Genomic DNA, 19861 nt, shown 5'->3' on the forward strand with positions numbered 1-19861 from the left:
CTTCGCGGGCTCGCCCGCTCCCACAGGTACTGCACAGCCTTCAAGGCCTGTGTGGTAGCTGTGGAAGCGGGCAAACCCGCAAAAGGGCCGTTACAGGCTTATTGTTGTGGCGGCTGCTGCGCCGCGTTACGGCTCCAGTCCAGCAGCAGGCTGTAGCCTACCGCCAGCAAGGTCGGCCCGATGAACAGGCCAATGAAGCCGAAGGCAAGCAAGCCGCCGAACACGCCCAGCAGCACGATCACCAGCGGCAGGTTGCCACCACGGCTGATCAGGTAGGGTTTGAGCACGTTGTCCACGCCGCTGATGACGAAGGTGCCCCAGACGCCCAGGAACACCGCCATGCCGTATTCGCCCTTCCACACCAGCCAAGCGGTGGCCGGGATCCAGGCCAGTGGCGGCCCCATGGGGATCAGGCTGAGCATGAAGGTCACCAACCCCAGCACGATCGCCCCAGGCACCCCCGCGATCAGGAAGCCGATCAGCGCCAGCAGGGCCTGCGCGGCCGCCGTGCCGATCACCCCGTTGACCACCCGCTGCACGGTAGCGGCTACCAGGTCCAGGTAATACTCGGCGCGTTCGCCCACCAGCCGGTGCAGCAAGCGCAGCACGAATGCCGCCAAGCGTGGCCCGTCGCGGTAGAAGAAGAACACGAACACCAGGCTCAGGGTCAGTTCCAGCACGCCGCTGCCGATCTGCGCGCTACGCGCCAGCAACCAGTTGCCCACCTGCCCAAAGTAAGGCTTGATCGAGGTAAGCAAGGCTGCGCCTTGCTGGTCCAGCGATTGCCAACCGTTGACCAGACGCTCGCCAACGAATGGAATGCCACCCAACCAGGCCGGTGCATCGGGCAGGCCGTCGACCTGCACGTCACGCACAAACGCCGTAGCGTCGCGAATGTGATCGGCCAGGTTGAACCCCAGCCACACCAGCGGCAGTGCCACGATCAGGATCCAGGCCATGGTCAGCAGGCCGGCTGCCAGCGTCTCACGACCGCCCAGCAGGCGCGTAAGGAAGCGCATCAACGGCCAGCTGGCAAAGGCCAGGATGGCCCCCCACAACAATGCCGATATGAACGGTGCCATCACCCACAGGCCGGCACCTAGCAACGCCACCAGCAGAATCTGGACCAGCAGGCGATCATTGTTAACCATGAGGGTGCTCGTTCAAGGGATCAGTTCAAGGTGCAGGCCGTCTGTAGGCGCACTGCCGACTTCAAGACGGCGATTGCGCACCCCGGCCTTGACCAGCGCCTCGCGCCAGGCCTCAGCCTGGGCGCCACTGAGGCTGACGCGCAAGGTGCTGTCAAGGTTCAGGCTGCGGGCCAGCAGGTTTACCCAGGCGTCTTGCGGCGCAGCAAGGTCAGGGTAGTCGAGCTTGCCGGTGTCACGCATTTCGCGCAGCACCGTGGCAGCGGTTGGCAGCAGCTCGCCCAGCGGGCTGCCTGCGATGAACTCTTCCACATGCAGATAGGCACGGCGGTTGCCACGGGTAACGCTGTACAGCGCGACCAGGGTGTCGGCCTCGTCTGCCGAGCGGCGTAGCAGGATGAACGCCTGCTGCTCGTCGCCTCCGTTGAGGCGGGCATTGGCGAACACATCATTGGCCCACAGGCTGGCCTCACCGCAATCACGCCCCTGACACCAGAACAACGGGTAGCCACCCTCGCGCACAAGTGCTTCGCGGGCACTGGTGAAGGCCTCGCGTGCAGTACGCTCAACAGGCAATTCGTAGGTTACCGAGCTGACCTGACCGCGGCTTTCGACTTTGTCATCGACCCGCAGGCGGCCACTGATCTTGCGTAGCGGGCCCATCGGGTAAACCCGCTCCTGTTCCGTCGCCGGGCGTTGATCGACCACCTTGGCGTCCTGCGGGACCGGCAGGACGCCGGCCCACGACACGGGGGTGGCGAGCACCAGACAGGCAGCCAAGGCAGTGCGAATGGAAACGGGTACGCTCATTGGCGAACCAGGCGGCGCTCAGCGCCGAATTGAAGCTCCAGGATGTCTGGCAGTTGCATGGTTGTCTCCCTGTTCAACCCGCCAAGCCTCGACACTTGTCCGGTGCAAGTCAAGCAAAGCCAAAGAAGCGATTGATACAGTCTGCAACAAGGGCCGCGCCCTGCGCATCGTTCAGGTGCAGGTGATGGCCGCCGGGTAGTGTCACCTGTTCAAAGGGTAGCTGCTCCAGCAACCCGGTGTGGCGCGCCAGCATGCCGTCGGCGGCGACCACCAAGAGCGCCGGGCAACTCACCCGCCGCACATAGGCCATGGCCTGGGTCTCGCTCAGGCGCACCGGCGAGGGCAGGGTCAGCCGGCTGTCGCTGCGCCAGCTGTAGCCACCGGGCACCGGCATCAGGCCACGCTGGGCCAGCAGCTCCGCCGCTTCACGGCTGACCGCGACCATGCCTTTCATCCGGGCTTGCACCCCTGCTTCCAATGTCGCATACACCGACTTGCGCTTGCCATCCAGCCGCAACTGGGCTTGCAGTGCCATCCCTAAGCGCTCACCTGCGTCCTGCTCGGCGCCAGTCGGCGGGATCACGCCGTCGATTAGCGCCAGGTGACTGACCCGATCGGGCAATGCACCGGCCAGTTGCACCGAAATGATCGCGCCCAGCGAATGCCCCAGCAGGGCGAAACGCGGCCAACCCAGTTGCTCGGCCACGCGCAGCACGTCATGGGCATAGTCGGCCAGGGCATAACCGGCGCCAAGCGGGCGGTGCTCCGAATAACCATGGCCGGCCAGGTCCAGGGCGACGAGGCGTAGACCTTTCAGTTGCGGTGCCAGGCGGGCAAAGCTGTTGGCATTGTCCAGCCAGCCATGCAGGGCAATCACCGGCAGCCCATCTTCGGGGCCGAACAGGTGTGCAGCCAGTTCGATATGGCCCAGGCTCAGACGAATTTCCTCAACGTGTGCGCTCATGCCTGGCTCCAGCGGTCGAACAGGCCCTTGATCAGGCTGGCAGTGTCGGCCGGGCGCTCCAGCGGGAACATGTGCCCACCCGGTACACTGTGGTATTCACCTTTGGGCATACTGCGCACGGCCAAGGTGTGGTGGCGACGAATGACGTTGCTACGGTTGCCGCGCACCATGGCCAGCGGCACCTGCAACTGGCGCGCGGGGGCGGGGCTGGTGTGCGGGATGCTGCGGTAGATGCTGATTTCAGTAGCAGGGTCGAAGCGCAACTGTAGCCCTTGCTCCACCACCTGCAGGCCATGTTCTACATAAGCGTCGAGGCAATCGGGATCGAAATGGCGGAACAGTGATTTGCCAGCGAAATAGTCCCGGGCGCTGTCGCGGTCATTGAACGTTTCGCGACGCCCCAGAGTGCGCCCGGCCGGTGTGATGCGGTCGATGAAACCAAAGCGCTTGGCTGTGCGCAGCAGCCATTGATCAGCGCGGGTGAGCACCGGGGAGTCGAGCATCACCAGCCCCCGGTAGTACTCGGGGCAGCGCAATGCCGCGTGCAGGTGCAACACGCCACCCAGCGAATGGCCGACGCCCCAGACCGGCTGGTCCTGCTGCGCCAGGTGATGCAACAATTCATCGACCAGGCTTTGCCAGTTTTCGTCCACGGGAAAGCGCGGGTCATGCGCATGCTGGGCCAGGTGCTGCACCTGATAGTCCGGCGCCAGCGCGGCAAACAGCTTGCCGTAGGTGGCCGATGGGAAACCGTTGGCATGGGCGAAGAAGATCTGCTGCGACATGGCGCCTGGTCCGGACCGGAATGATGGCCCATTGTCGGCATCGCGGGGCAGTTCGGCAATGTCCATAAAGGTCATCGGCGAGGGGGATCAGGTCATGCCGAGCGGTCGAAACTGCTCAGCGACCGACGCAGGCAGGCCTGCATGTAGGCCACTTGGCTCTCCAGCGCCTCGCGGGCCAGACGCTGGTCCTGGTAGTCCAGTTGCAGGCGGCGCAAGGCCAGACAACTGGTTTGCAGCAAGTGCGAAACCCGCAGGCAGGCATCCTGCAGCGTCCGCAGGTCCTGTTCGCATTGTTGCCTCGCAGCAGGGTCCAGCCTGGGGTTGTCGGTCACCTTGCGCATCAGGTGGTAAAGCTTGGCATCGGCCGATTCACGCAGCAGGCTGTATTGGGCGAAATCCAGCGAGGTACCTTGGTCAACCTGTTCCAGGGTGGGTTGCAGGTCCAGGGAACTCAACAGCTCCAGCATTTCACCCCTCATTCGCCGTTCCCTGATATTTGCCATGTGGCAACGCTAGCAAGCGGTGGTGAAGTGCGACAACTGACAAAAATGCCAGTTGCCTTATCGCTCTTTACCCATGCCAGCATTCAGAATGCGAGCGAAACAGTGGCCTGCACAAGCCATGGGAAGTTCACGCGGGTGAGTGGATGGCCCGAAGCGTCATCAGCCCGGCCAGCGGCCACTCCCCTTCCAGTTCTGCCAGGCTGGCAGTGCTCATGGCTGCCGGCTGTTGCCTGTGGCCGTGCTCCAGTGCACCGACCAAGGTACCTACCAGCGGCTGGTGGCTGACCAGCAGCACATGCTCAAGCCCCAGGCGCTCGATTTCGCCGATGACCTGCTGTACATCACCCTCGGGCGTCAGCCAGGGCACGGTGCGCACCGGTTCGGCGAAACCCAGGGTGTCATGCACCAGCGCGGCGGTCTGCTGGGCGCGTACGTAAGGGCTGGCGACAATCGCCTGCAATGGCTGCCCGATCAGGTAAGCCGCACTGTGCAGCACCTGCTCGCGACCATGGGCCGTCAACCGGCGCTCGGCATCTGTCTTGGCCCGCGGCTCAGCTTCACCGTGGCGTAGCACCCACAGCTTCACAGCTTGGGTTCCTCGTCACGCACCGGATGCGCGGCCGGTGCCACGGCGTGCGCGGCTTCACCTTCCGGCGTACGCGGGGCCGGCCAGTCTGCGAACGGCCATGGCTTCTGGTCGCTGTGGAAACTGCCGAAGCGGCCGATCTGTGCCAGGTACTGGCTCAGGCTGTCGCCGAAGTTCATCAGGCTGGCGCTGGGCGCGCCATACACCAGTCGGTAGATCAGCTGTACCAGCACCAGGCCACCCAACAGCAACTCGGCCAGTTGCCAGACCACCAGGAACACCAGCATCCACAGCACCCGCAGGATGATCGACTCGCGCTGGGCGCGTTCGGGCGTATCGTTCATGTGTTGCTCCTTGCTCGTGTCAGAGCCGCCAAGGGCTCAGTTGAAACCGCTGATGGAAATGAAATCGACATCGGTCTTGGGCTCGGCGCGCATCAGGTGCTCGATCACCTGGTTCAGCGTGCGGCCTTCGAACAGGATGGCATGCAGGCCAGCCACCAGCGGCATGTACACCTGCACTTGCTGGGCCTTGGTCTTGAGCACCTTGAGCGTGTTGACCCCCTCGGCCACTTCGCCCAGGCGGTTGACTGCCTCTTCCAGGCTTTGACCCTGCCCCAGTGCGTAGCCAACCTGATAGTTGCGGCTCTTGGGCGAGGAGCAGGTGACGATCAGGTCACCGACACCGGCCAGGCCGAGGAACGTCATGGGGTTGGCGCCCTGGCTGACGGCGAAACGGGTCATCTCGGCCAAGGCCCGGGTAATCAGCATGCTCTTGGTGTTCTCGCCCATCCCCAAGGCCACCGCCATGCCGGCGATGATCGCGTAGACGTTCTTCAATGCACCGCCCAGTTCGACGCCGAAACGGTCGGCACTGGCGTAGACGCGGAAGGTACGCCCGTGCAGCACGGCCTGTACCTGCTGGCACAGTGCTTCGTGCTCACTGGCCACCACTGTGGCAGTCAGTGCATGTTCGGCGATCTCGCGCGCCAGGTTGGGCCCCGACAAAACGCCGATGCGCGCCTCAGGGGCGATTTCTTCGAGGATCTGGCTCATCAGCTTGAAGCTTTGCGCTTCGATGCCCTTGGTCAGGCTGACCAGGCCTTTGCCGCGCAGCAGCTCGGCATGCGGTGCCAGCACGCTGCGCAAGGCACTCGATGGCAGGGCAACGAAGATCAGCTCGCTGGCCTGCAGGGTGGCCAGCAAGTCGTTGACCGGCTCAACCCCATCGTGCAGGCGGATACCCTTGAGGTAGCGCGGATTCTCGCGATTCACACGCATGGCCTCGGCCTGCGCCGGGTCGCGCATCCATTGGCGCACCGGCACACCGTTTTCCGCCAGCAGGTTCGCCACGGCGGTGCCGAAGCTACCGCCGCCCAGAACCGCAACAGGTTGCTGTTCAGTCATATCCAATCCATTAAAGCCAAAAGTTAAGTGGCGACCCCGCCATTATACGGCTCGCCTGCCTTGCGCCAAGGTTAGCAACGCAGATGACACTGTCATGGCCACGTTGCAACAAATGCAGGCACGAGCGTGCTCGCGATGCGCCGCGCCGGCGGCGCTCGATTTCCGCCCCCACGAAAGCGTCAGGACAGGCACGCTGCAAAACCGCTGCAGATCACTGGAAAATACGCCAAGGTCAGTTACCATGCCTGTTTCAATCCTGAAACAAAGGCCGCTCCGTGTTCCCTGGCACGCCACCGTACCCGCGCCTGCTGTTATTGACCGCCCTGCTCGGCGGCCAGGCTGCGGCCGACGACCTGTTCATCGACACCCCCGACCTGCCACAGGTTCTGACCGCCACTCGCCTGAAACAATCCCCCGCCGCTGTCCCGGGCAGCATGACCGTACTCGACAGCGAACTGATTCGCGCCAGCGGTGCCCGTGACATCCCCGAACTGCTGCGCCTGGTACCGGGCATGATGATCGGCTACGGTGCCGGCAATCAACCCACGGTCAACTACCACGGCAGCAACGTCAACGACGCACGGCGCATGCAGGTACTGATCGATGGCCGTTCGGTGTACCGCGCAGGCCTGGCCACGGTGGACTGGAGCGACATCCCCTTGGCCATGGAGGACATCGAGCGCATCGAGGTGTTCCGCGGTCCGAACACCGTCAGCTATGGCGCCAACGCCCTGATGGCAGTGGTCAACATCCTCACCCGCAACCCCGCCGACAGCCATGGTACACGGCTGAAAGTGACGCGCGGCCAGGACGGCATCAACGACTTCTATGCCAGCCACGGCTTCGGTTGGGACGGTGGCGACATGCGCCTGTCGCTGTCGGGCCAACAGGACGACGGCTTCGATGAGAACCAGTTCGGCCAGGACTACCGCGACAGCCGCCGCCTGACCCGCTTCAACCTCAGCGCCAACCACAACCTGGCAGTCGACCAGACCCTGGAGTGGCAACTGGCGGCCAAGGAAGGCAGCAATCAGCGGCCCTACACCTACCAGCCGGTGTTCCAGCAATACGAGTCCGGGAACAATGCCGACGTCAACGCCAAGGACTATGCGGGCTCGTTGCGCTGGACCAAAGACTTCAGCGCTGAACACAGCCTTTATATCCAGGGTTCAGCCCAGCATTTTGATCGCCAGCAAGTGTGGCGCGCCTGTGATGCCTTGCAGTCGTTCAGCCCCGAACTGACCCAGCTCTGGCAGATGAACCCCGACTTCGCCGAAAAAGTGGCGCGCGGTATTGCGACCGGCGCCCCCCTTTCCACTGACGACCCAGCCCTGAAAGGGCTTCTGCAGAAAGTGCAGCAGCAATGGGAGCAGGGAGGGCGGGAGCAGGTCTGCGGCGATGTCGATCAGAGCACCCGTGAAACCCGCTATGACCTGGAAATCCAGGACACCCTGAGCCTGACCGATAGCCTGCGTCTGCTCAGTGGCATGAACTACCGCTATGATCGCGCCGACTCGCAGACCTACTTCAACGGCAGCATCGACGACCAGACCTGGCGCCTGTTCGGCCAGTTGGAATGGCGGGCCGACGAGCACTGGATATTGCAGGGTGGCGCCATGTTCGAAGACTCGCGCCTGTCAGGCAGTTCGCTGACCCCGCGCATCGCGGTCAACTACCTGATCACCCCACGCCACGGTCTGCGTGCGGTGTACTCCGAAGCGGTGCGCTCGCCCGACATGTTCGAGAACAACGTCAACTGGAGTTACACGGTCAAGAACCTCACCCCCAATTCATTCGGCCTGCAAAACGGTGAGTACTTCGTCAAGACCCGTGGCCCTGGCGACCTTGAACAGGAGCGCATGCGCTCGCGCGAGCTGGGCTACAACGGCTACTTCAGCGACATCGACCTGAGCCTGGATGTGAAGCTGTTCTACGACGAGATCACCGGCATGATCAGCGAGCCGCTGAGGAACAACCAGTACATCGCCAGCAACGCCAACAAGGCCCGTTTCAGCGGCAGCGAGGCGCAAATGGACTGGCGCCCCACCCTGCGCGACCGCCTGCGCCTGACCTATGCCTATGTCGATGCCTGGGCCAGTAACCCCGACGACCGTCGCCTCAGCGCCCGCAACAGCGGCTCGGCCGGGTGGATGCGCGAATGGGGTGCCGGCTGGTCGAGCGCGCTGTTCTATTACGGTGACGATGCCCTCAACCAGTACCGCTACGAGCGTCTGGACCTGCGCCTGGCCAAGCGTTTTCGGGTGTATGGCAGCAACCTGGAGCTGGCGGCGCTGTGGCAGCAGCGCCTGGACGATGAACCGACCTCGGCCCTGCAGAACCGCTACGACAGCCGTCACCGCCTGAGCGTGAGCGCGGAGCTGGAGTTCTGATGGCCCTGCTGCTGCGCCTGTTGCTGCTCTGCCTGTGGCCGTTGGGGCCTTTGTCCGCCAGCGAAGTCCTGCTGGTTGGGGCTGAGGACCAGCCCGGTGTACGCAGCTTCATCGCCGCACTGGAAAGCCGCCGGCCACACGATCATGTGCAGTTTCGCACCACCACCGAACTGCCGCGCCCGGGCAAGCTCAAATCCGACCAACGCCTGATCCTGCTCGACAACGCAGCACTGGAATGGCGCCTGGGAGAAACCGCCGGCCCGCCGGCGCTGGTCATGCGGGTCAGCCGGGTACAGGCTGAACAGCGCCTGGGAAAGTCGCGCCCCGCGTTCCTCACACTGTTGTGGAGCGACGCACCGTTGGGACGGCAACTGCGCCTGGCACGCTACTTGTTGCCGCAGGCCAGGCGCGTTGGCGTGCTGTACGGCGAGCACAGCAGCTTTCTGCTGGACGAACTGCGCCATGCTGCACGGCCGCTGGGCCTGGAGATCGTGGCCCAGGACTGGTCCGACCCGCGTGACAACCGGCCGCTGCAGCACCTGCTGGGCAACAGCGATGTGCTACTGGGCCTGGACGACCCTGACTTGTACAACTCCAAGACCGCAAAGAACCTGCTGTTGAGCAGTTATGGCCGGCAGATGGCACTGATCGGCCCGAACGCCGGCTTCGTTCGCGCCGGCGCCCTGGCCAGTACCTACAGCGACCAAGACGACTGGCTGTGGGTGCTCGACCAGTTGCTCGACCAGCCGCCGACACGCTGGCCGCGCAGCCTGTACCCAGTGCGCTACGGGGTCAGTGGCAACCAGCAGGTGGCCCGGGCCCTGGGTCTTGAACCGATCGATCAGAACGCCGCCGTCAAGGCCCTGGCCGAGGGAGAACCCACCCCATGAGCAAACGCTTGAGCTGGGACATTCATACCCGCACGCAGATCATCAGTCTCGGCCCCGCCCTGCTACTGACCTTGATCTTGATCAGTTTCTTTACCTTCGTACGCATCCAGGACCTGCGCCAGGAACTCAACCACACCGGGCAACTGATCGCCAACCAGCTGGCACCGGCGTCGGAGTATGGGGTGATCTCGGGCAACAACGAAGTGCTTGAAGGGCTGATGCGTGCCACCCTCAGCATCCCGCACGTACGCTTTCTGGAAGTGCAGGACAGCCGCAACCACATCCTGGTGTACGTCGAGCAGTCCGACGAAAGTGCCAACCGCGCGCAACGGGTCGAAGTGTTCCAGGCGCCCATTCGCCTGCAGCAAATCCGCCTGGACAACGACTTCCTGCAACAGGGCAAAGCCACCACCCCGGCCATCGGTGACGACTACCTGGGCCGCGTGATCGTCGGCATGTCCGATGACGCCTTCAGTCAGCGCCAGCAGGAAATCGTGATCAAGGCCGGGATCCTGGCGTTGTTCGCCCTGCTGTTCACCTTCTTGCTGGCACGCCGCCTGGCCCTGAGCCTGGCCAAGCCGATCAGCGACATGGGCCATGCGGTCAAGGCAATTCAGCAAGGCAAGTACAACACCCCCTTGCCGGTCGTCGACGACAGCGAGCTGGGCCACTTGGCCCGCCACATCAACAACCTGGCCAGCGCCCTGGAACAGGCCAGTGCCGAACAGAAGCAGGCCATTGCCGAACTGATCCAGGCCCGCGAGGAGGCCGAACAGGCCAACCGCGCCAAATCGGATTTCCTGGCGATGATGAGCCATGAATTGCGCACCCCGATGAATGGCGTGCTGGGCATGCTGCAACTGCTGGAAACCACGCCGCTGAGCAATGAACAGGCCGATTACACGGCAGTGGCCAGCGAGTCCACCGGGCACTTGCTGAAGGTCATCAACGACATCCTCGATTTTTCGCGCATCGAACGCGCCGCGCTGCAGTTAGAGCACATCGACTTCAACCTGGGCGAGCTGATCACCAGCAGTGTCCAGTCGTTCCAGCACAGCGCCCAGCAACGCGGCCTGGGCCTGCACCTGCAACTGCCGGCCGGCATCGAGCAGTTGCAGGTGAACGGCGACCCCACGCGCATCCGCCAGATCCTGCTGAACCTGGTGGGCAACGCCCTGAAGTTCACCGAACGTGGCCAGGTGCAAGTCGACGCACGCTGGCAGGTGCTCGACCGGCAGCTGATCTGGCTGACCTGCAGCGTGCGCGACACCGGCATCGGCATCGACAGCGACCGCCTGGAAATGATGTTCGTCGCCTTCCAGCAGGCCGACAGCTCGATTTCCCGTCGTTATGGCGGTACCGGGCTGGGGCTGTCGATCGCTCGTACCTTGGCCGAGCGCATGGGCGGCAAGCTACGCGGTGAAAGCCGTGAGGGCCTGGGTTCGACCTTTACCCTGGAGATGCCGCTGGCACTCGCCACCCCTGCCCCCATCCCGCTGACGCCGCCAACGGCTGCACAAACGACGGTGCCGGACAATGATCAGGTACTGCTGGTGGAGGACAATCCGGTCAACCGCAGTGTCGTGGAAGCCATGCTGCGCAGCCTGGGGCTGGCAGTATGCACGGCAGAAGATGGCCTTGAAGCCATCGAGCGGGTCGGCCAGCAGCGCTTTGCTGCCGTGCTGATGGATTGCCGCCTGCCGCACCTGGACGGCTATGAAGCCACCCGACGCATCCGCCAGTTGCCCAACGGCGCCGGGCTACCGATCATCGCCCTGACCGCCAACGCGTTGCAGGGCGACCGCGAACGTTGCATGGCCGCTGGTATGGACGATTACCTGAGCAAACCCTTGCGCCGTACCGAATTGCAGCAGGTGCTGCAGCGCTGGTTACCCGGTCAGACAACCGCGACTGGCGATAAATGCTAAAGTGCGGCAGTCTTAAACACTGGACAGGACCTTCATCGGACCTGAAAATAGACGTTTCAGTGCACACCTGTACTTCTTTCACCAGGTGCGCTGTGACTTTCACCACAACGCAATAGTCTACCTGTAGGCTGCCGTCTCGAAGCGCTTGGTTTTCGGGCCGGCCGGGAAGATTCATCCCCTGCCGCAGGGGGTTATTGAGGAGCTCGCATGACCAAACAACACGCCTTTACTCGGGAAGACCTGCTGCGCTGCAGTCGCGGTGAGCTGTTCGGCCCAGGTAATGCGCAACTGCCCGCGCCGAACATGCTGATGGTCGATCGCATCACCCATATCAGCGAAGAAGGCGGCAAGTACGGCAAAGGTGAGTTGGTCGCCGAGCTGGATATCAACCCGGACCTGTGGTTCTTCGCCTGCCATTTCGAAGGCGATCCGGTCATGCCGGGCTGCCTGGGCCTCGACGCCATGTGGCAGCTGGTTGGCTTCTTCCTCGGCTGGCAGGGCCTGCCAGGCCGTGGCCGCGCCCTGGGTTCGGGCGAGGTGAAATTCTTTGGCCAGGTACTGCCTGAAGCCAAGAAAGTCACGTACAACATTCACATCAAGCGCGTCCTGAAGGGCAAGCTGAACATGGCCATCGCCGATGGCTCGGTCAGCGTCGACGGCCGCGAGATCTACACTGCCGAAGGCCTGCGGGTCGGCGTGTTCACCTCCACTGACAATTTCTAAGGGTTATTCGCATGCGCCGCGTCGTTATCACTGGTCTGGGCATCGTATCGTGCCTGGGCAATGACAAAGCTACCGTCACCGAAAACCTGCGCAACAGCCGTCCGGGTATCCGTTTCAACCCGGAATACAAGGAAATGGGGCTGCGTAGCCAGGTTTCCGGTTCCATCGACCTCAACCTCGAAGAACTGATCGACCGCAAGGTTTACCGCTTCGTCGGCCATGCGGCTGCCTACGCCTACCTGGCCATGCAGGACGCGATCAAGGACGCCGGCCTGACCGAAGAGCAGGTTTCCAGCCCGCGTACCGGCCTGGTGGCCGGTTCCGGCGGCGCCTCGACCCTGAACCAGATGGAAGCGCTGGACACCCTGCGTGAGAAAGGCGTCAAGCGCGTCGGCCCATACCGCGTTACCCGCACCATGGGCAGCACCGTGTCGGCATGCCTGGCCACCCCGTTCAAGATCAAGGGCATCAACTACTCGATCTCGTCGGCCTGCGCCACTTCGGCTCACTGCATCGGTACCGCACTGGAGCAGATCCAGTGGGGCAAGCAGGACATCGTCTTCGCCGGTGGTGGTGAAGAAGAGCACTGGAGCCAGTCGTTCCTGTTCGATGCCATGGGCGCCCTGTCGACCAAGCGCAACGAAACCCCGGAACTGGCCTCGCGCGCCTACGACGCTGACCGTGATGGTTTCGTCATCGCTGGCGGTGGCGGCATGGTCGTGGTCGAAGAACTGGAACACGCCCTGGCCCGCGGCGCCAAGATCTACGCCGAAATCGTTGGCTACGGTGCGACTTCCGACGGCTACGACATGGTTGCACCGAGCGGCGAAGGCGCCATCCGCTGCATGCAGCAGGCGCTGTCCACTGTCGACACCCCGATCGACTACCTGAACACCCACGGTACCTCGACCCCGGTCGGTGACGTGGCCGAAATCAAGGGCGTGCGGGCCGTGTTCGGCGACAAGGCGCCGAAGATCAGCTCTACCAAGAGCCTGTCGGGTCACTCGCTGGGCGCTGCCGGCGTGCACGAGGCGATCTACTGCCTGCTGATGATGGAAAACAACTTCATCGCCGGCTCTGCCAACATCGACGAGCTGGATCCGGAAGTCGCCGACTTGCCAATCCTGCGTAAAACCGAAGAAAACGCCAAGATCGACACGGTCATGAGCAACAGCTTCGGCTTCGGCGGCACCAACGCCACCCTGGTGCTCAAGCGCTGGGAAGGCAAGTAAGACGCTGCTGCTGTCAATGAAAACGCCCCGACTGGTTCGGGGCGTTTTTGTTTGTATTGCCTGTGCGGGCCTCTTCGCGGGTAAACCCACCACACAAGCCTTCAGCGCTGTGCCCACCCTGTAGGAGCGGGTTTACCCGCGAAGAGGCCCGCACAGGTCACTGCTGTACCTTGGGCAACACCGCCAGAAAATTCTCCCGGGCCACCTTGTGCGCCACCGCCTCCGGCAAGGCATCCAGAAACGGCTTGAACCCGTGCATCTGCTCCCCCAGGCTGCCGAACCGCCCCACCACATCCGACCCCAGCATGAACCGCTCCGGGTACTTCTCGACCAGCGCCAGCCATGCCTTGCGCGGCACGCCCTGCTCATCCAGCAAATACGGCTGCAGCACACTCCACGACAAATCGACATACAGGTTCGGGTAGTCCTCCAGCAATCGCGTCAGCACCGGCAGTAGAAAGTCCATCTGCGTCTGGTGGCGGTGTATCTCCATGCTGCTGCCCGCATGCGCCCAGATGAATCGCGTGTGCGGATGGTTGCGCAGCGGCTCTTCGATCTCCGCCAGGTAGAGCGGGTTGCGCTCGCGCTTGGAGGTGATGTTGGAATGCAGCAGCACGGGCAGGTCGCGCTCGGCCGCCAGGTGGTAGATACGCGTCATGGCTTCATTATTGGCACGTGGCGTGTCGCCACTGGTCAGCGCTGTCAGGTCATCATGTCGGGTGAACACCTCGCCGATGCCCTGCCACAGCCCCGGATACAAATCGAGCATGCGCTCGATATGGCTGACAGCATTCTTGTCCACCGGGTTGAAACCACTTAGGAACGGGTGGAACCGCTTGCGCTGCTCACTTGGCAATTGCTGCAGCGCCGCCGCTACGTAAGTGTCGGTGGCGCTGTACCAATAGGCGTCGGCGTCATCACCGGCGTAGTAGCGCGGGCGCTTGGGCTCGTCTTCGTGCCATTTCTTGGCCACGGGTATGCCTGAAATCATCGACTGCTCAACCCCTGCGGCATCCATGGCCTTGATCAGCGCCGGCATGCCTTCACTTTCCTGGAAGAAGTCCACGTAGTGCAAGTGGGCATCACTGTAGCGGTACTCGCGCGCCTGGGCCGCCTGGCACAGCCAGCCGAACAACAGCACACAAGCCAGCGCTCTGGCGGTCATGGTCATCTTCCTCATGCAAGTACGAACCCAGTAGACCAGGCGGCCGCCAAGACGGTTCAGCCACGGCGGGCAAACCGCTATGCTTGAGGCACTTCCACCGTGCCTGGAGCCTTCCCCATGAGCAGCCCACTGGTCATCCACCCCCGAGCCGAGACGGTCGAGGGCCAGCCGATCCTGCGCCCGCTGCCATCAGCCCAGTGCCGCAGCGTCGGCCCGTTCGTGTTCTTCGACCACATGCTCGAAACAGACTATGCCCCGGGGCATGGCATGGACATCCGCCAGCACCCGCATATCGGCCTGTCCACCCTGACCTACCTGTTCGAAGGCGCAATCCTGCACAAGGACAGCCTCGGCTCGGCGCAGCGGGTGCTGCCTGGCGATGTCAGCTGGATGACTGCGGGCAGCGGCGTCGCCCATGTCGAGCGCACCCCGGAAGATGCCCTGGCCCATGGTTCGCGCCTGCATGGGCTGCAGGTATGGCTGGCGTCGCCACGCGCGTTTGAGCAAGGCCCGGCAAGTTACAGCCATCACCCCGCCGAGAGCCTGCCCGTCAGTGACAGCCTGGGTGTACGTATCTGCATGATTGCGGGCAGCGGGTTCTGCCTGGCGTCACCGGTGCCGGTGCTGTCCCCTACCCTTTATGCGCATGTCCGGATGCAACCGGCGACCACCTTGCTGGTACCGACCGAGCATGTGCAGCGGGCGCTGTACGTGCTCGATGGTGAGTTGATGATGAACGATGAAGACGTGGAGCCGTGCACCCTTGTGGTACTGCCGGAGGGGGAAGAGGTGACGTTGTATGCGGAGGGTGAATGCCAATTGGTACTGATTGGCGGCGCACCGCTGGATGGGCCGCGTCGGATGAACTGGAATTTCGTGGCCAGCGACCCGGAGCTGATCGAGCGGGCCCGGGCCAGGTGGGCCGCGGGGGATTGGCCGGAGGTGCCGGGGGAACATTCGAGGATCGAGTTGCCTCGGTGATCGGGGCCGCTTTGCGGCCCTTCGCGGGTAAACCCGCTCCTACACCTGATCGAGGGTGGACACACATCGTTGATTGGGCACAGGCCCTCGTAGGAGCGGGTTCACCCGCGAAGGGCTGCAAAGCAGCCCCCTGCAATCTCAACGCTGGAACACTTCACTCAGCAGATTATGCATCGAACGGAACGCTCGCTCGGAAGTGCGCCGGTCATACTGCATCTTGCCCGGCATATTGGCATTCGGGTCGGTAAACGAGTGCACCGCGCCGCCATAACTGAGCAACTGCCAGTCCACCTTGGCCGCGTTCATCTCGTCTTCGAATGCCGGCAACTGCTCTTTAGGCACCAATGGGTCGGAGGCACCGTGCAACACCAGCACCGAGCCCTTGATGCGCTTGGCATCCTCAGGATTCGGCGTGTCCAGGGTGCCGTGGAACGACACGGCCGCACGCAGGTCGGCGCCGCTACGGGCCAGTTCCAAGGCACAGCAGCCACCGAAGCAGAAGCCGAAGGTGGCCACCTTGCCAGGCTCCAGCAACGCCTTCGACTGCCCCAGCAATTGCGCCAAGGCCTCCTGCATGCGCTTGCGCAGTTCGCCACGGTCATTCTTCAGCGGCATCATCGCCACGCCTGCCTCATCGGCATTGGACGGGCGCACCGATTGCCCGTACAGGTCGGCGATCAGCACCACATAGCCCTTCTCGGCCACTTCCTTGGCAATGCGCTCAGCACCTTCACCAATGCCCATCCAGTTCGGCGCCATCACCAGCCCTGGGCGGCCCAGCGCACCCGGCTCATAGACCAAACGGCTTTCGTAGGTCTTGCCAGACAGGTGATAAACCAGCGATTCGACGATTACTTTGCTCATCAAGCACTCCTTTGGCACTCGTCATAAAAAAGCCCGCCGAAGCGGGCTTTGCTGTGCATCAACTCAAGCAGACAGCTCGACCAATAGCTTGTTCAGGCGACGAACGTAAGCCGCCGGGTCCTTCAGGCTGTCACCAGCCGCCAGGGCCGCCTGATCGAACAGGATGTGCGACAGCTCGGCGAAACGGTCTTCGCTCTGCTCGTGATCCAGCTTCTCGATCAGCGGGTGGCTCGGGTTGAACTCGAAGATCGGCTTGGACTCCGGCACTTTCTGCCCGCTGGCTTCCAGGATCTGGCGCATCTGCAGGCCCAGGTCCTGCTCGCCAATGGCCAGGATCGCCGGCGAGTCGGTCAGGCGGTGCGAGACGCGCACTTCGGCCACGCTGTCACCCAGCGCACCTTTCAGTCGCTCGACCAGACCTTCCTTGTCCTTGGCGACTTCTTCCTGAGCTTTCTTGTCTTCTTCCGAATCCAGCTTGCCCAGGTCCAGGTCGCCACGGGCAATATCGACAAAGGCCTTGCCGTCGAATTCGTTGAGGTAGCTCATCAGCCACTCGTCGATGCGATCAGTGAGCAGCAGCACTTCGATGCCTTTCTTGCGGAAGACTTCCAGGTGCGGGCTGTTCTTGACCTGCGCGTACGACTCGCCGGTGAGGTAATAGATCTTGTCCTGACCTTCCTTGGCGCGGGCCAGGTAGTCGGCCAGGGCGACGCTCTGCTCGCCGCTGTCGTCCTGGGTGGACGCAAAGCGCAGCAGACCGGCGATTTTCTCCTTGTTGGCGAAGTCTTCGGCCGGGCCCTCTTTCAGCACCTGACCGAAGTTTTTCCAGAAGCCCTTGTATTTCTCGGGTTCGTTCTTCGCCAGCTTCTCCAGCATGTCCAGCACGCGCTTGGTCAGCGCGGTCTTCATCGAATCGATGATCGGGTCTTTCTGCAGGATTTCACGCGACACGTTCAGCGACAGGTCATTGGAATCGACCACGCCCTTGATGAAGCGCAGGTACAGCGGCAGGAACGACTCGGCCTGGTCCATGATGAACACACGCTGCACGTACAGCTTCAGGCCGCGCGGCGCTTCGCGCTGGTACAGGTCGAACGGCGCGCGGGCCGGCACGTACAGCAGCGAGTTGTATTCGAGCTTGCCTTCGACCTTGTTGTGGCTCCAGGCCAGCGGGTTTTCGAAGTCATGGCCGATGTGCTTGTAGAACTCCTGGTACTCCTCGTCCTTCACCTCGGTGCGCGAACGGGTCCACAGGGCGCTGGCGCGGTTGACGGTTTCCCACTCTTCGGCCGGCTGCTCTTCACCTTCGGCGGCGGCCTGCTCTTTCGGCAGCTGAATCGGCAGGGCGATGTGGTCGGAGTACTTCTTGACCACGTTGCGCAGGCGCCAGCCATCGGCGAACTCCTGCTCGTCCTTCTTCAGGTGCAGGACGATACGGGTACCGCGCTGTGGTTTGTCGATGGTGGCGACTTCGAACTCGCCCTCGCCTTTCGACGACCAGTGCACACCTTCGGCCGCGGGCTGGCCCGCACGGCGGCTGTACACGTCGACCTTGTCGGCAACGATGAACGCGGAGTAGAAGCCCACGCCGAACTGGCCGATCAGGTGCGAGTCCTTCTTCTGGTCACCGGTGAGGTTCTTCATGAAGTCGGCAGTGCCGGACTTGGCGATGGTGCCCAGGTGGGCAATGACGTCTTCGCGGCTCATGCCGATGCCGTTGTCCTCGAGGGTCACGGTACCGGCGTCCTTGTCGAAGCTCAGGCGAATCTTCAGGTCAGCATCGCCCTCGAGCAGCTCTGGCTTGGCCAGGGCTTCGAAACGCAGCTTGTCGGCGGCGTCGGAAGCATTGGAAATCAGCTCCCGCAGGAAGATTTCCTTGTTCGAGTACAGCGAGTGAATCATGAGGTGCAGCAGTTGCTTCACCTCGGTCTGGAAGCCCAGCGTTTCCTTTTGTGTTTCCACAGTCATGGTCTTCGAAACTCCGATCTGATGGCGTTGGCGCCTGGCGGCCGGTTCGGCCAGCGTTAACGGCGGATGTCATGCAGATGGGGGCTGCCCGGATGATTTCAAGGGCTTTTCCGGTTCGATCTTGAAATGCGCACGGGCCGTGGCAATCGGCGACTGCCTGTCGCCCTGCCAGGCGGTGATGGCCACGTTGGTCACCCGCCGGCCCTGACGCCACAGCTGGCACTGGGCGTAGGTATCGCGAAAATGCCCGGCGCGCAGGTAGTCGATAGAAAAGTCGATGATCTTCGGAATGCTTGCGCTCTCACTGTAGATCAGCAGGTACAGCGCTGCCGACAGCTCCATGAAGCCGGCGATCACGCCGCCATGAATGGCCGGTAGCAGTGGGTTGCCGATATTGTCCGGGCTTGCCGGCAGGCGGAACAACACATCATCGCCCTGACGTTCGCATTCGATGCCGATCAGCCCGGCATAGGGAATCAGCGCCAGCAATGGTCGATAGTCGCCCACCGCATGGGCGGCGTTGAGCTGCTGGCGCACCGCGTGCGGAATCATGCCTTGCCCTCCTTCAGACTGTCGCCGAAACGGATGCCGCCCTTGATGTCCTGGCCCAGGCGCATGAACGTGCCCACCACCTGGCAGATGGGCTGGTCGGGGTCGTCCTGGTAGGCGGTGCCACGGGTAAAGATCACGTCGCGGGTAACACGGTAGCACTGGGCGTGGCCGTAGATGTCCTTGCCGGCCTCAGCCGGGTGCATGTAGTCGATGCGCAGGTCCAACGTCGGGCACACTTCGAAGCGCGGCAGCACACACAACGTGGCCATGCCACAGGTGGTGTCCATCAGCGTGGTCAGCGCACCGCCGTGCACGGCACCGGTTTGCGGGTTGCCGACAATCGCTTGCGACCATGGCAGGACCAGGGTCATGCCATCACCATCAGCCTGCGCCACGCGCATCTGCAACAGCTGACAATGTTTTAACGCCGAGAGAAAGCGTTCGGCCATTGCCATCAAGGTTGAATCGTTCATCGGCTGTTCCCACCGGCCGCAGGGCAGCGGCATAAATTCGTTAAAAAGTCTATGTAGAACGGGGCGTTATATATCTGTAATCTTCGTGGAACTTATTCCGCGTAGTTGCACTCGAAGGAACAAGTCACTTATTCCACCAAGGAGAAACACCCCCATGCGTAAACCTTTTGCTTTTGCTCTGATGCTGGCCGCTGCCATGGGCCTGGCTGCTTGCGATAAAGCGAGCGAAGACAAAGCCCAGGACGCACAGCAACACGCCGAGCAAGCCCAGGAAAAAATGGGTGAAGCTCAGGATAAGATGAACGAAGCCGCCAAGGAAAACGCCGAAGCTGCCAAAGATCAGGCCGAAGCCGAGCAGAAGGCTGCCGAAGAAGCCGCTCCGGCTACTCCGGCTCCAGCTACGCCGGCAGAACCTGCCAAGCAGTAACTCGAGTCAACAAAAAAACCCGACAACTGTCGGGTTTTTTTGTGTTTGCAAGTTGCAGCTTAAACG

At 62.7% G+C, this 19861-nt stretch carries 20 protein-coding genes; 7 read left to right on the forward strand and 13 right to left on the reverse strand.

The genetic code is table 11. The features are described 5' to 3' along the window. Positions 1 to 98: 98 nt before the first annotated feature. The 8 genes from ACK59Z_RS23240 to ACK59Z_RS23275 form a co-directional block, all read right to left on the reverse strand. The gene (locus ACK59Z_RS23240) at positions 99 to 1151 is read right to left on the reverse strand and encodes an AI-2E family transporter (protein WP_019750854.1); all 1053 of its coding nucleotides are present in this window, start codon (positions 1149 to 1151) and stop codon (positions 99 to 101) included. Positions 1152 to 1163: 12 nt separating this feature from the next. Further along, positions 1164 to 1958 carry a DUF4892 domain-containing protein gene (locus tag ACK59Z_RS23245; RefSeq protein WP_014755902.1) on the reverse strand — a complete coding sequence of 265 codons (795 nt, stop codon included), beginning with the start codon at positions 1956 to 1958 and terminating at the stop codon, positions 1164 to 1166. Positions 1959 to 2067: 109 nt separating this feature from the next. Continuing rightward, positions 2068 to 2922 (reverse strand): alpha/beta hydrolase, encoded by an 855-nt coding sequence (locus ACK59Z_RS23250; RefSeq protein WP_108190331.1) that lies wholly within the window; start codon positions 2920 to 2922, stop codon positions 2068 to 2070. Beyond that, a complete protein-coding gene (locus ACK59Z_RS23255; RefSeq protein WP_003251493.1) occupies positions 2919 to 3707 on the reverse strand; it encodes an alpha/beta fold hydrolase in 789 nt (262 codons plus the stop codon). The genes ACK59Z_RS23250 and ACK59Z_RS23255 overlap by 4 nt, the downstream gene beginning before the upstream one ends. A gap of 92 nt (positions 3708 to 3799) precedes the next feature. Continuing rightward, positions 3800 to 4174, reverse strand: coding sequence for a hypothetical protein (locus ACK59Z_RS23260; protein ID WP_409293732.1), 375 nt, complete (start codon positions 4172 to 4174; stop codon positions 3800 to 3802). Positions 4175 to 4337: 163 nt separating this feature from the next. Then, a complete protein-coding gene (sixA, locus tag ACK59Z_RS23265; RefSeq protein ID WP_012051746.1) occupies positions 4338 to 4796 on the reverse strand; it encodes a phosphohistidine phosphatase SixA in 459 nt (152 codons plus the stop codon). Then, positions 4793 to 5140 (reverse strand): DUF4389 domain-containing protein, encoded by a 348-nt coding sequence (locus ACK59Z_RS23270; RefSeq protein ID WP_108190330.1) that lies wholly within the window; start codon positions 5138 to 5140, stop codon positions 4793 to 4795. Before ACK59Z_RS23270 ends, sixA begins: the two co-directional genes overlap by 4 nt. A 36-nt stretch (positions 5141 to 5176) precedes the next feature. Then, a complete protein-coding gene (locus tag ACK59Z_RS23275; protein ID WP_003251500.1) occupies positions 5177 to 6202 on the reverse strand; it encodes an NAD(P)H-dependent glycerol-3-phosphate dehydrogenase in 1026 nt (341 codons plus the stop codon). A 275-nt stretch (positions 6203 to 6477) separates the two neighbouring features. On the opposite strand from ACK59Z_RS23275, the gene ACK59Z_RS23280 reads away from it, so the two are divergent. From ACK59Z_RS23280 to fabB, 5 genes are all read left to right on the forward strand, one after another. Then, positions 6478 to 8592: a TonB-dependent siderophore receptor gene (locus tag ACK59Z_RS23280; RefSeq protein ID WP_108190329.1), complete on the forward strand. Its 2115-nt coding sequence runs from the start codon at positions 6478 to 6480 to the stop codon at positions 8590 to 8592. Continuing rightward, positions 8592 to 9482 (forward strand): ABC transporter substrate-binding protein, encoded by an 891-nt coding sequence (locus ACK59Z_RS23285; RefSeq protein ID WP_409293722.1) that lies wholly within the window; start codon positions 8592 to 8594, stop codon positions 9480 to 9482. The genes ACK59Z_RS23280 and ACK59Z_RS23285 overlap by 1 nt, the downstream gene beginning before the upstream one ends. Continuing rightward, positions 9479 to 11410, forward strand: a complete 1932-nt coding sequence (locus ACK59Z_RS23290; protein ID WP_108190328.1) for an ATP-binding protein — start codon at positions 9479 to 9481, stop codon at positions 11408 to 11410. The genes ACK59Z_RS23285 and ACK59Z_RS23290 overlap by 4 nt, the downstream gene beginning before the upstream one ends. A gap of 207 nt (positions 11411 to 11617) precedes the next feature. Next, positions 11618 to 12133 (forward strand): 3-hydroxyacyl-[acyl-carrier-protein] dehydratase FabA, encoded by a 516-nt coding sequence (gene fabA / locus ACK59Z_RS23295; protein WP_003251509.1) that lies wholly within the window; start codon positions 11618 to 11620, stop codon positions 12131 to 12133. An 11-nt stretch (positions 12134 to 12144) separates the two neighbouring features. Beyond that, positions 12145 to 13365: a beta-ketoacyl-ACP synthase I gene (gene fabB, locus ACK59Z_RS23300; protein ID WP_012051741.1), complete on the forward strand. Its 1221-nt coding sequence runs from the start codon at positions 12145 to 12147 to the stop codon at positions 13363 to 13365. Positions 13366 to 13522: 157 nt separating this feature from the next. Here fabB and ACK59Z_RS23305 read toward each other — a convergent pair whose 3' ends face one another. After that, positions 13523 to 14530, reverse strand: a complete 1008-nt coding sequence (locus tag ACK59Z_RS23305; RefSeq protein ID WP_064493143.1) for an amidohydrolase family protein — start codon at positions 14528 to 14530, stop codon at positions 13523 to 13525. A gap of 117 nt (positions 14531 to 14647) precedes the next feature. On the opposite strand from ACK59Z_RS23305, the gene ACK59Z_RS23310 reads away from it, so the two are divergent. Then, a complete protein-coding gene (locus tag ACK59Z_RS23310; protein WP_108190327.1) occupies positions 14648 to 15511 on the forward strand; it encodes a pirin family protein in 864 nt (287 codons plus the stop codon). Positions 15512 to 15649: 138 nt separating this feature from the next. On the opposite strand, the gene ACK59Z_RS23315 is transcribed toward ACK59Z_RS23310, so the two are convergent. The 4 genes from ACK59Z_RS23315 to ACK59Z_RS23330 all read right to left on the reverse strand — a co-directional run bounded on the left by ACK59Z_RS23315 (position 15650) and on the right by ACK59Z_RS23330 (position 19368). Beyond that, a complete protein-coding gene (locus tag ACK59Z_RS23315) occupies positions 15650 to 16375 on the reverse strand; it encodes a dienelactone hydrolase family protein (RefSeq protein ID WP_010954943.1) in 726 nt (241 codons plus the stop codon). Between the two features lie 63 nt (positions 16376 to 16438). Beyond that, positions 16439 to 18343 carry a molecular chaperone HtpG gene (gene htpG / locus ACK59Z_RS23320; RefSeq protein WP_108190326.1) on the reverse strand — a complete coding sequence of 635 codons (1905 nt, stop codon included), beginning with the start codon at positions 18341 to 18343 and terminating at the stop codon, positions 16439 to 16441. 69 nt (positions 18344 to 18412) lie between these two features. Then, a complete protein-coding gene (locus ACK59Z_RS23325; RefSeq protein ID WP_003251519.1) occupies positions 18413 to 18895 on the reverse strand; it encodes a PaaI family thioesterase in 483 nt (160 codons plus the stop codon). Then, on the reverse strand, positions 18892 to 19368 hold the full coding sequence (locus ACK59Z_RS23330; protein WP_108190325.1) for a PaaI family thioesterase: 477 nt from the start codon (positions 19366 to 19368) through the stop codon (positions 18892 to 18894). The genes ACK59Z_RS23325 and ACK59Z_RS23330 overlap by 4 nt, the downstream gene beginning before the upstream one ends. Positions 19369 to 19522: 154 nt before the next feature. On the opposite strand from ACK59Z_RS23330, the gene ACK59Z_RS23335 reads away from it, so the two are divergent. Then, complete coding sequence (locus ACK59Z_RS23335; RefSeq protein WP_003251523.1) at positions 19523 to 19795, forward strand: hypothetical protein; 273 nt, start codon at positions 19523 to 19525, stop codon at positions 19793 to 19795. The last annotated feature ends 66 nt before the right edge of the window (positions 19796 to 19861 follow it).

Origin of the sequence: Pseudomonas sp. KCJK9058 (assembly GCF_046230975.1) — a bacterium.
GTDB lineage: Bacteria > Pseudomonadota > Gammaproteobacteria > Pseudomonadales > Pseudomonadaceae > Aquipseudomonas > Aquipseudomonas alloputida.

What these genes read in the sequence shown, in the direction of transcription:
- ACK59Z_RS23250 (WP_108190331.1), bottom strand. Translation starts at nt 2,922, where the DNA reads ATGAGCGCACACGTTGAGGAAATTCGTCTGAGCCTGGGCCATATCGAA.
- ACK59Z_RS23245 (WP_014755902.1), bottom strand. Translation starts at nt 1,958, where the DNA reads ATGAGCGTACCCGTTTCCATTCGCACTGCCTTGGCTGCCTGTCTGGTG.
- ACK59Z_RS23310 (WP_108190327.1), top strand. Translation starts at nt 14,648, where the DNA reads ATGAGCAGCCCACTGGTCATCCACCCCCGAGCCGAGACGGTCGAGGGC.
- htpG (WP_108190326.1), bottom strand. Translation starts at nt 18,343, where the DNA reads ATGACTGTGGAAACACAAAAGGAAACGCTGGGCTTCCAGACCGAGGTG.
- ACK59Z_RS23270 (WP_108190330.1), bottom strand. Translation starts at nt 5,140, where the DNA reads ATGAACGATACGCCCGAACGCGCCCAGCGCGAGTCGATCATCCTGCGG.
- ACK59Z_RS23290 (WP_108190328.1), top strand. Translation starts at nt 9,479, where the DNA reads ATGAGCAAACGCTTGAGCTGGGACATTCATACCCGCACGCAGATCATC.
- ACK59Z_RS23330 (WP_108190325.1), bottom strand. Translation starts at nt 19,368, where the DNA reads ATGAACGATTCAACCTTGATGGCAATGGCCGAACGCTTTCTCTCGGCG.
- ACK59Z_RS23255 (WP_003251493.1), bottom strand. Translation starts at nt 3,707, where the DNA reads ATGTCGCAGCAGATCTTCTTCGCCCATGCCAACGGTTTCCCATCGGCC.
- ACK59Z_RS23325 (WP_003251519.1), bottom strand. Translation starts at nt 18,895, where the DNA reads ATGATTCCGCACGCGGTGCGCCAGCAGCTCAACGCCGCCCATGCGGTG.
- fabA (WP_003251509.1), top strand. Translation starts at nt 11,618, where the DNA reads ATGACCAAACAACACGCCTTTACTCGGGAAGACCTGCTGCGCTGCAGT.
- ACK59Z_RS23285 (WP_409293722.1), top strand. Translation starts at nt 8,592, where the DNA reads ATGGCCCTGCTGCTGCGCCTGTTGCTGCTCTGCCTGTGGCCGTTGGGG.
- ACK59Z_RS23260 (WP_409293732.1), bottom strand. Translation starts at nt 4,174, where the DNA reads ATGCTGGAGCTGTTGAGTTCCCTGGACCTGCAACCCACCCTGGAACAG.
- fabB (WP_012051741.1), top strand. Translation starts at nt 12,145, where the DNA reads ATGCGCCGCGTCGTTATCACTGGTCTGGGCATCGTATCGTGCCTGGGC.
- ACK59Z_RS23305 (WP_064493143.1), bottom strand. Translation starts at nt 14,530, where the DNA reads ATGACCGCCAGAGCGCTGGCTTGTGTGCTGTTGTTCGGCTGGCTGTGC.
- ACK59Z_RS23240 (WP_019750854.1), bottom strand. Translation starts at nt 1,151, where the DNA reads ATGGTTAACAATGATCGCCTGCTGGTCCAGATTCTGCTGGTGGCGTTG.
- ACK59Z_RS23275 (WP_003251500.1), bottom strand. Translation starts at nt 6,202, where the DNA reads ATGACTGAACAGCAACCTGTTGCGGTTCTGGGCGGCGGTAGCTTCGGC.
- ACK59Z_RS23315 (WP_010954943.1), bottom strand. Translation starts at nt 16,375, where the DNA reads ATGAGCAAAGTAATCGTCGAATCGCTGGTTTATCACCTGTCTGGCAAG.
- ACK59Z_RS23335 (WP_003251523.1), top strand. Translation starts at nt 19,523, where the DNA reads ATGCGTAAACCTTTTGCTTTTGCTCTGATGCTGGCCGCTGCCATGGGC.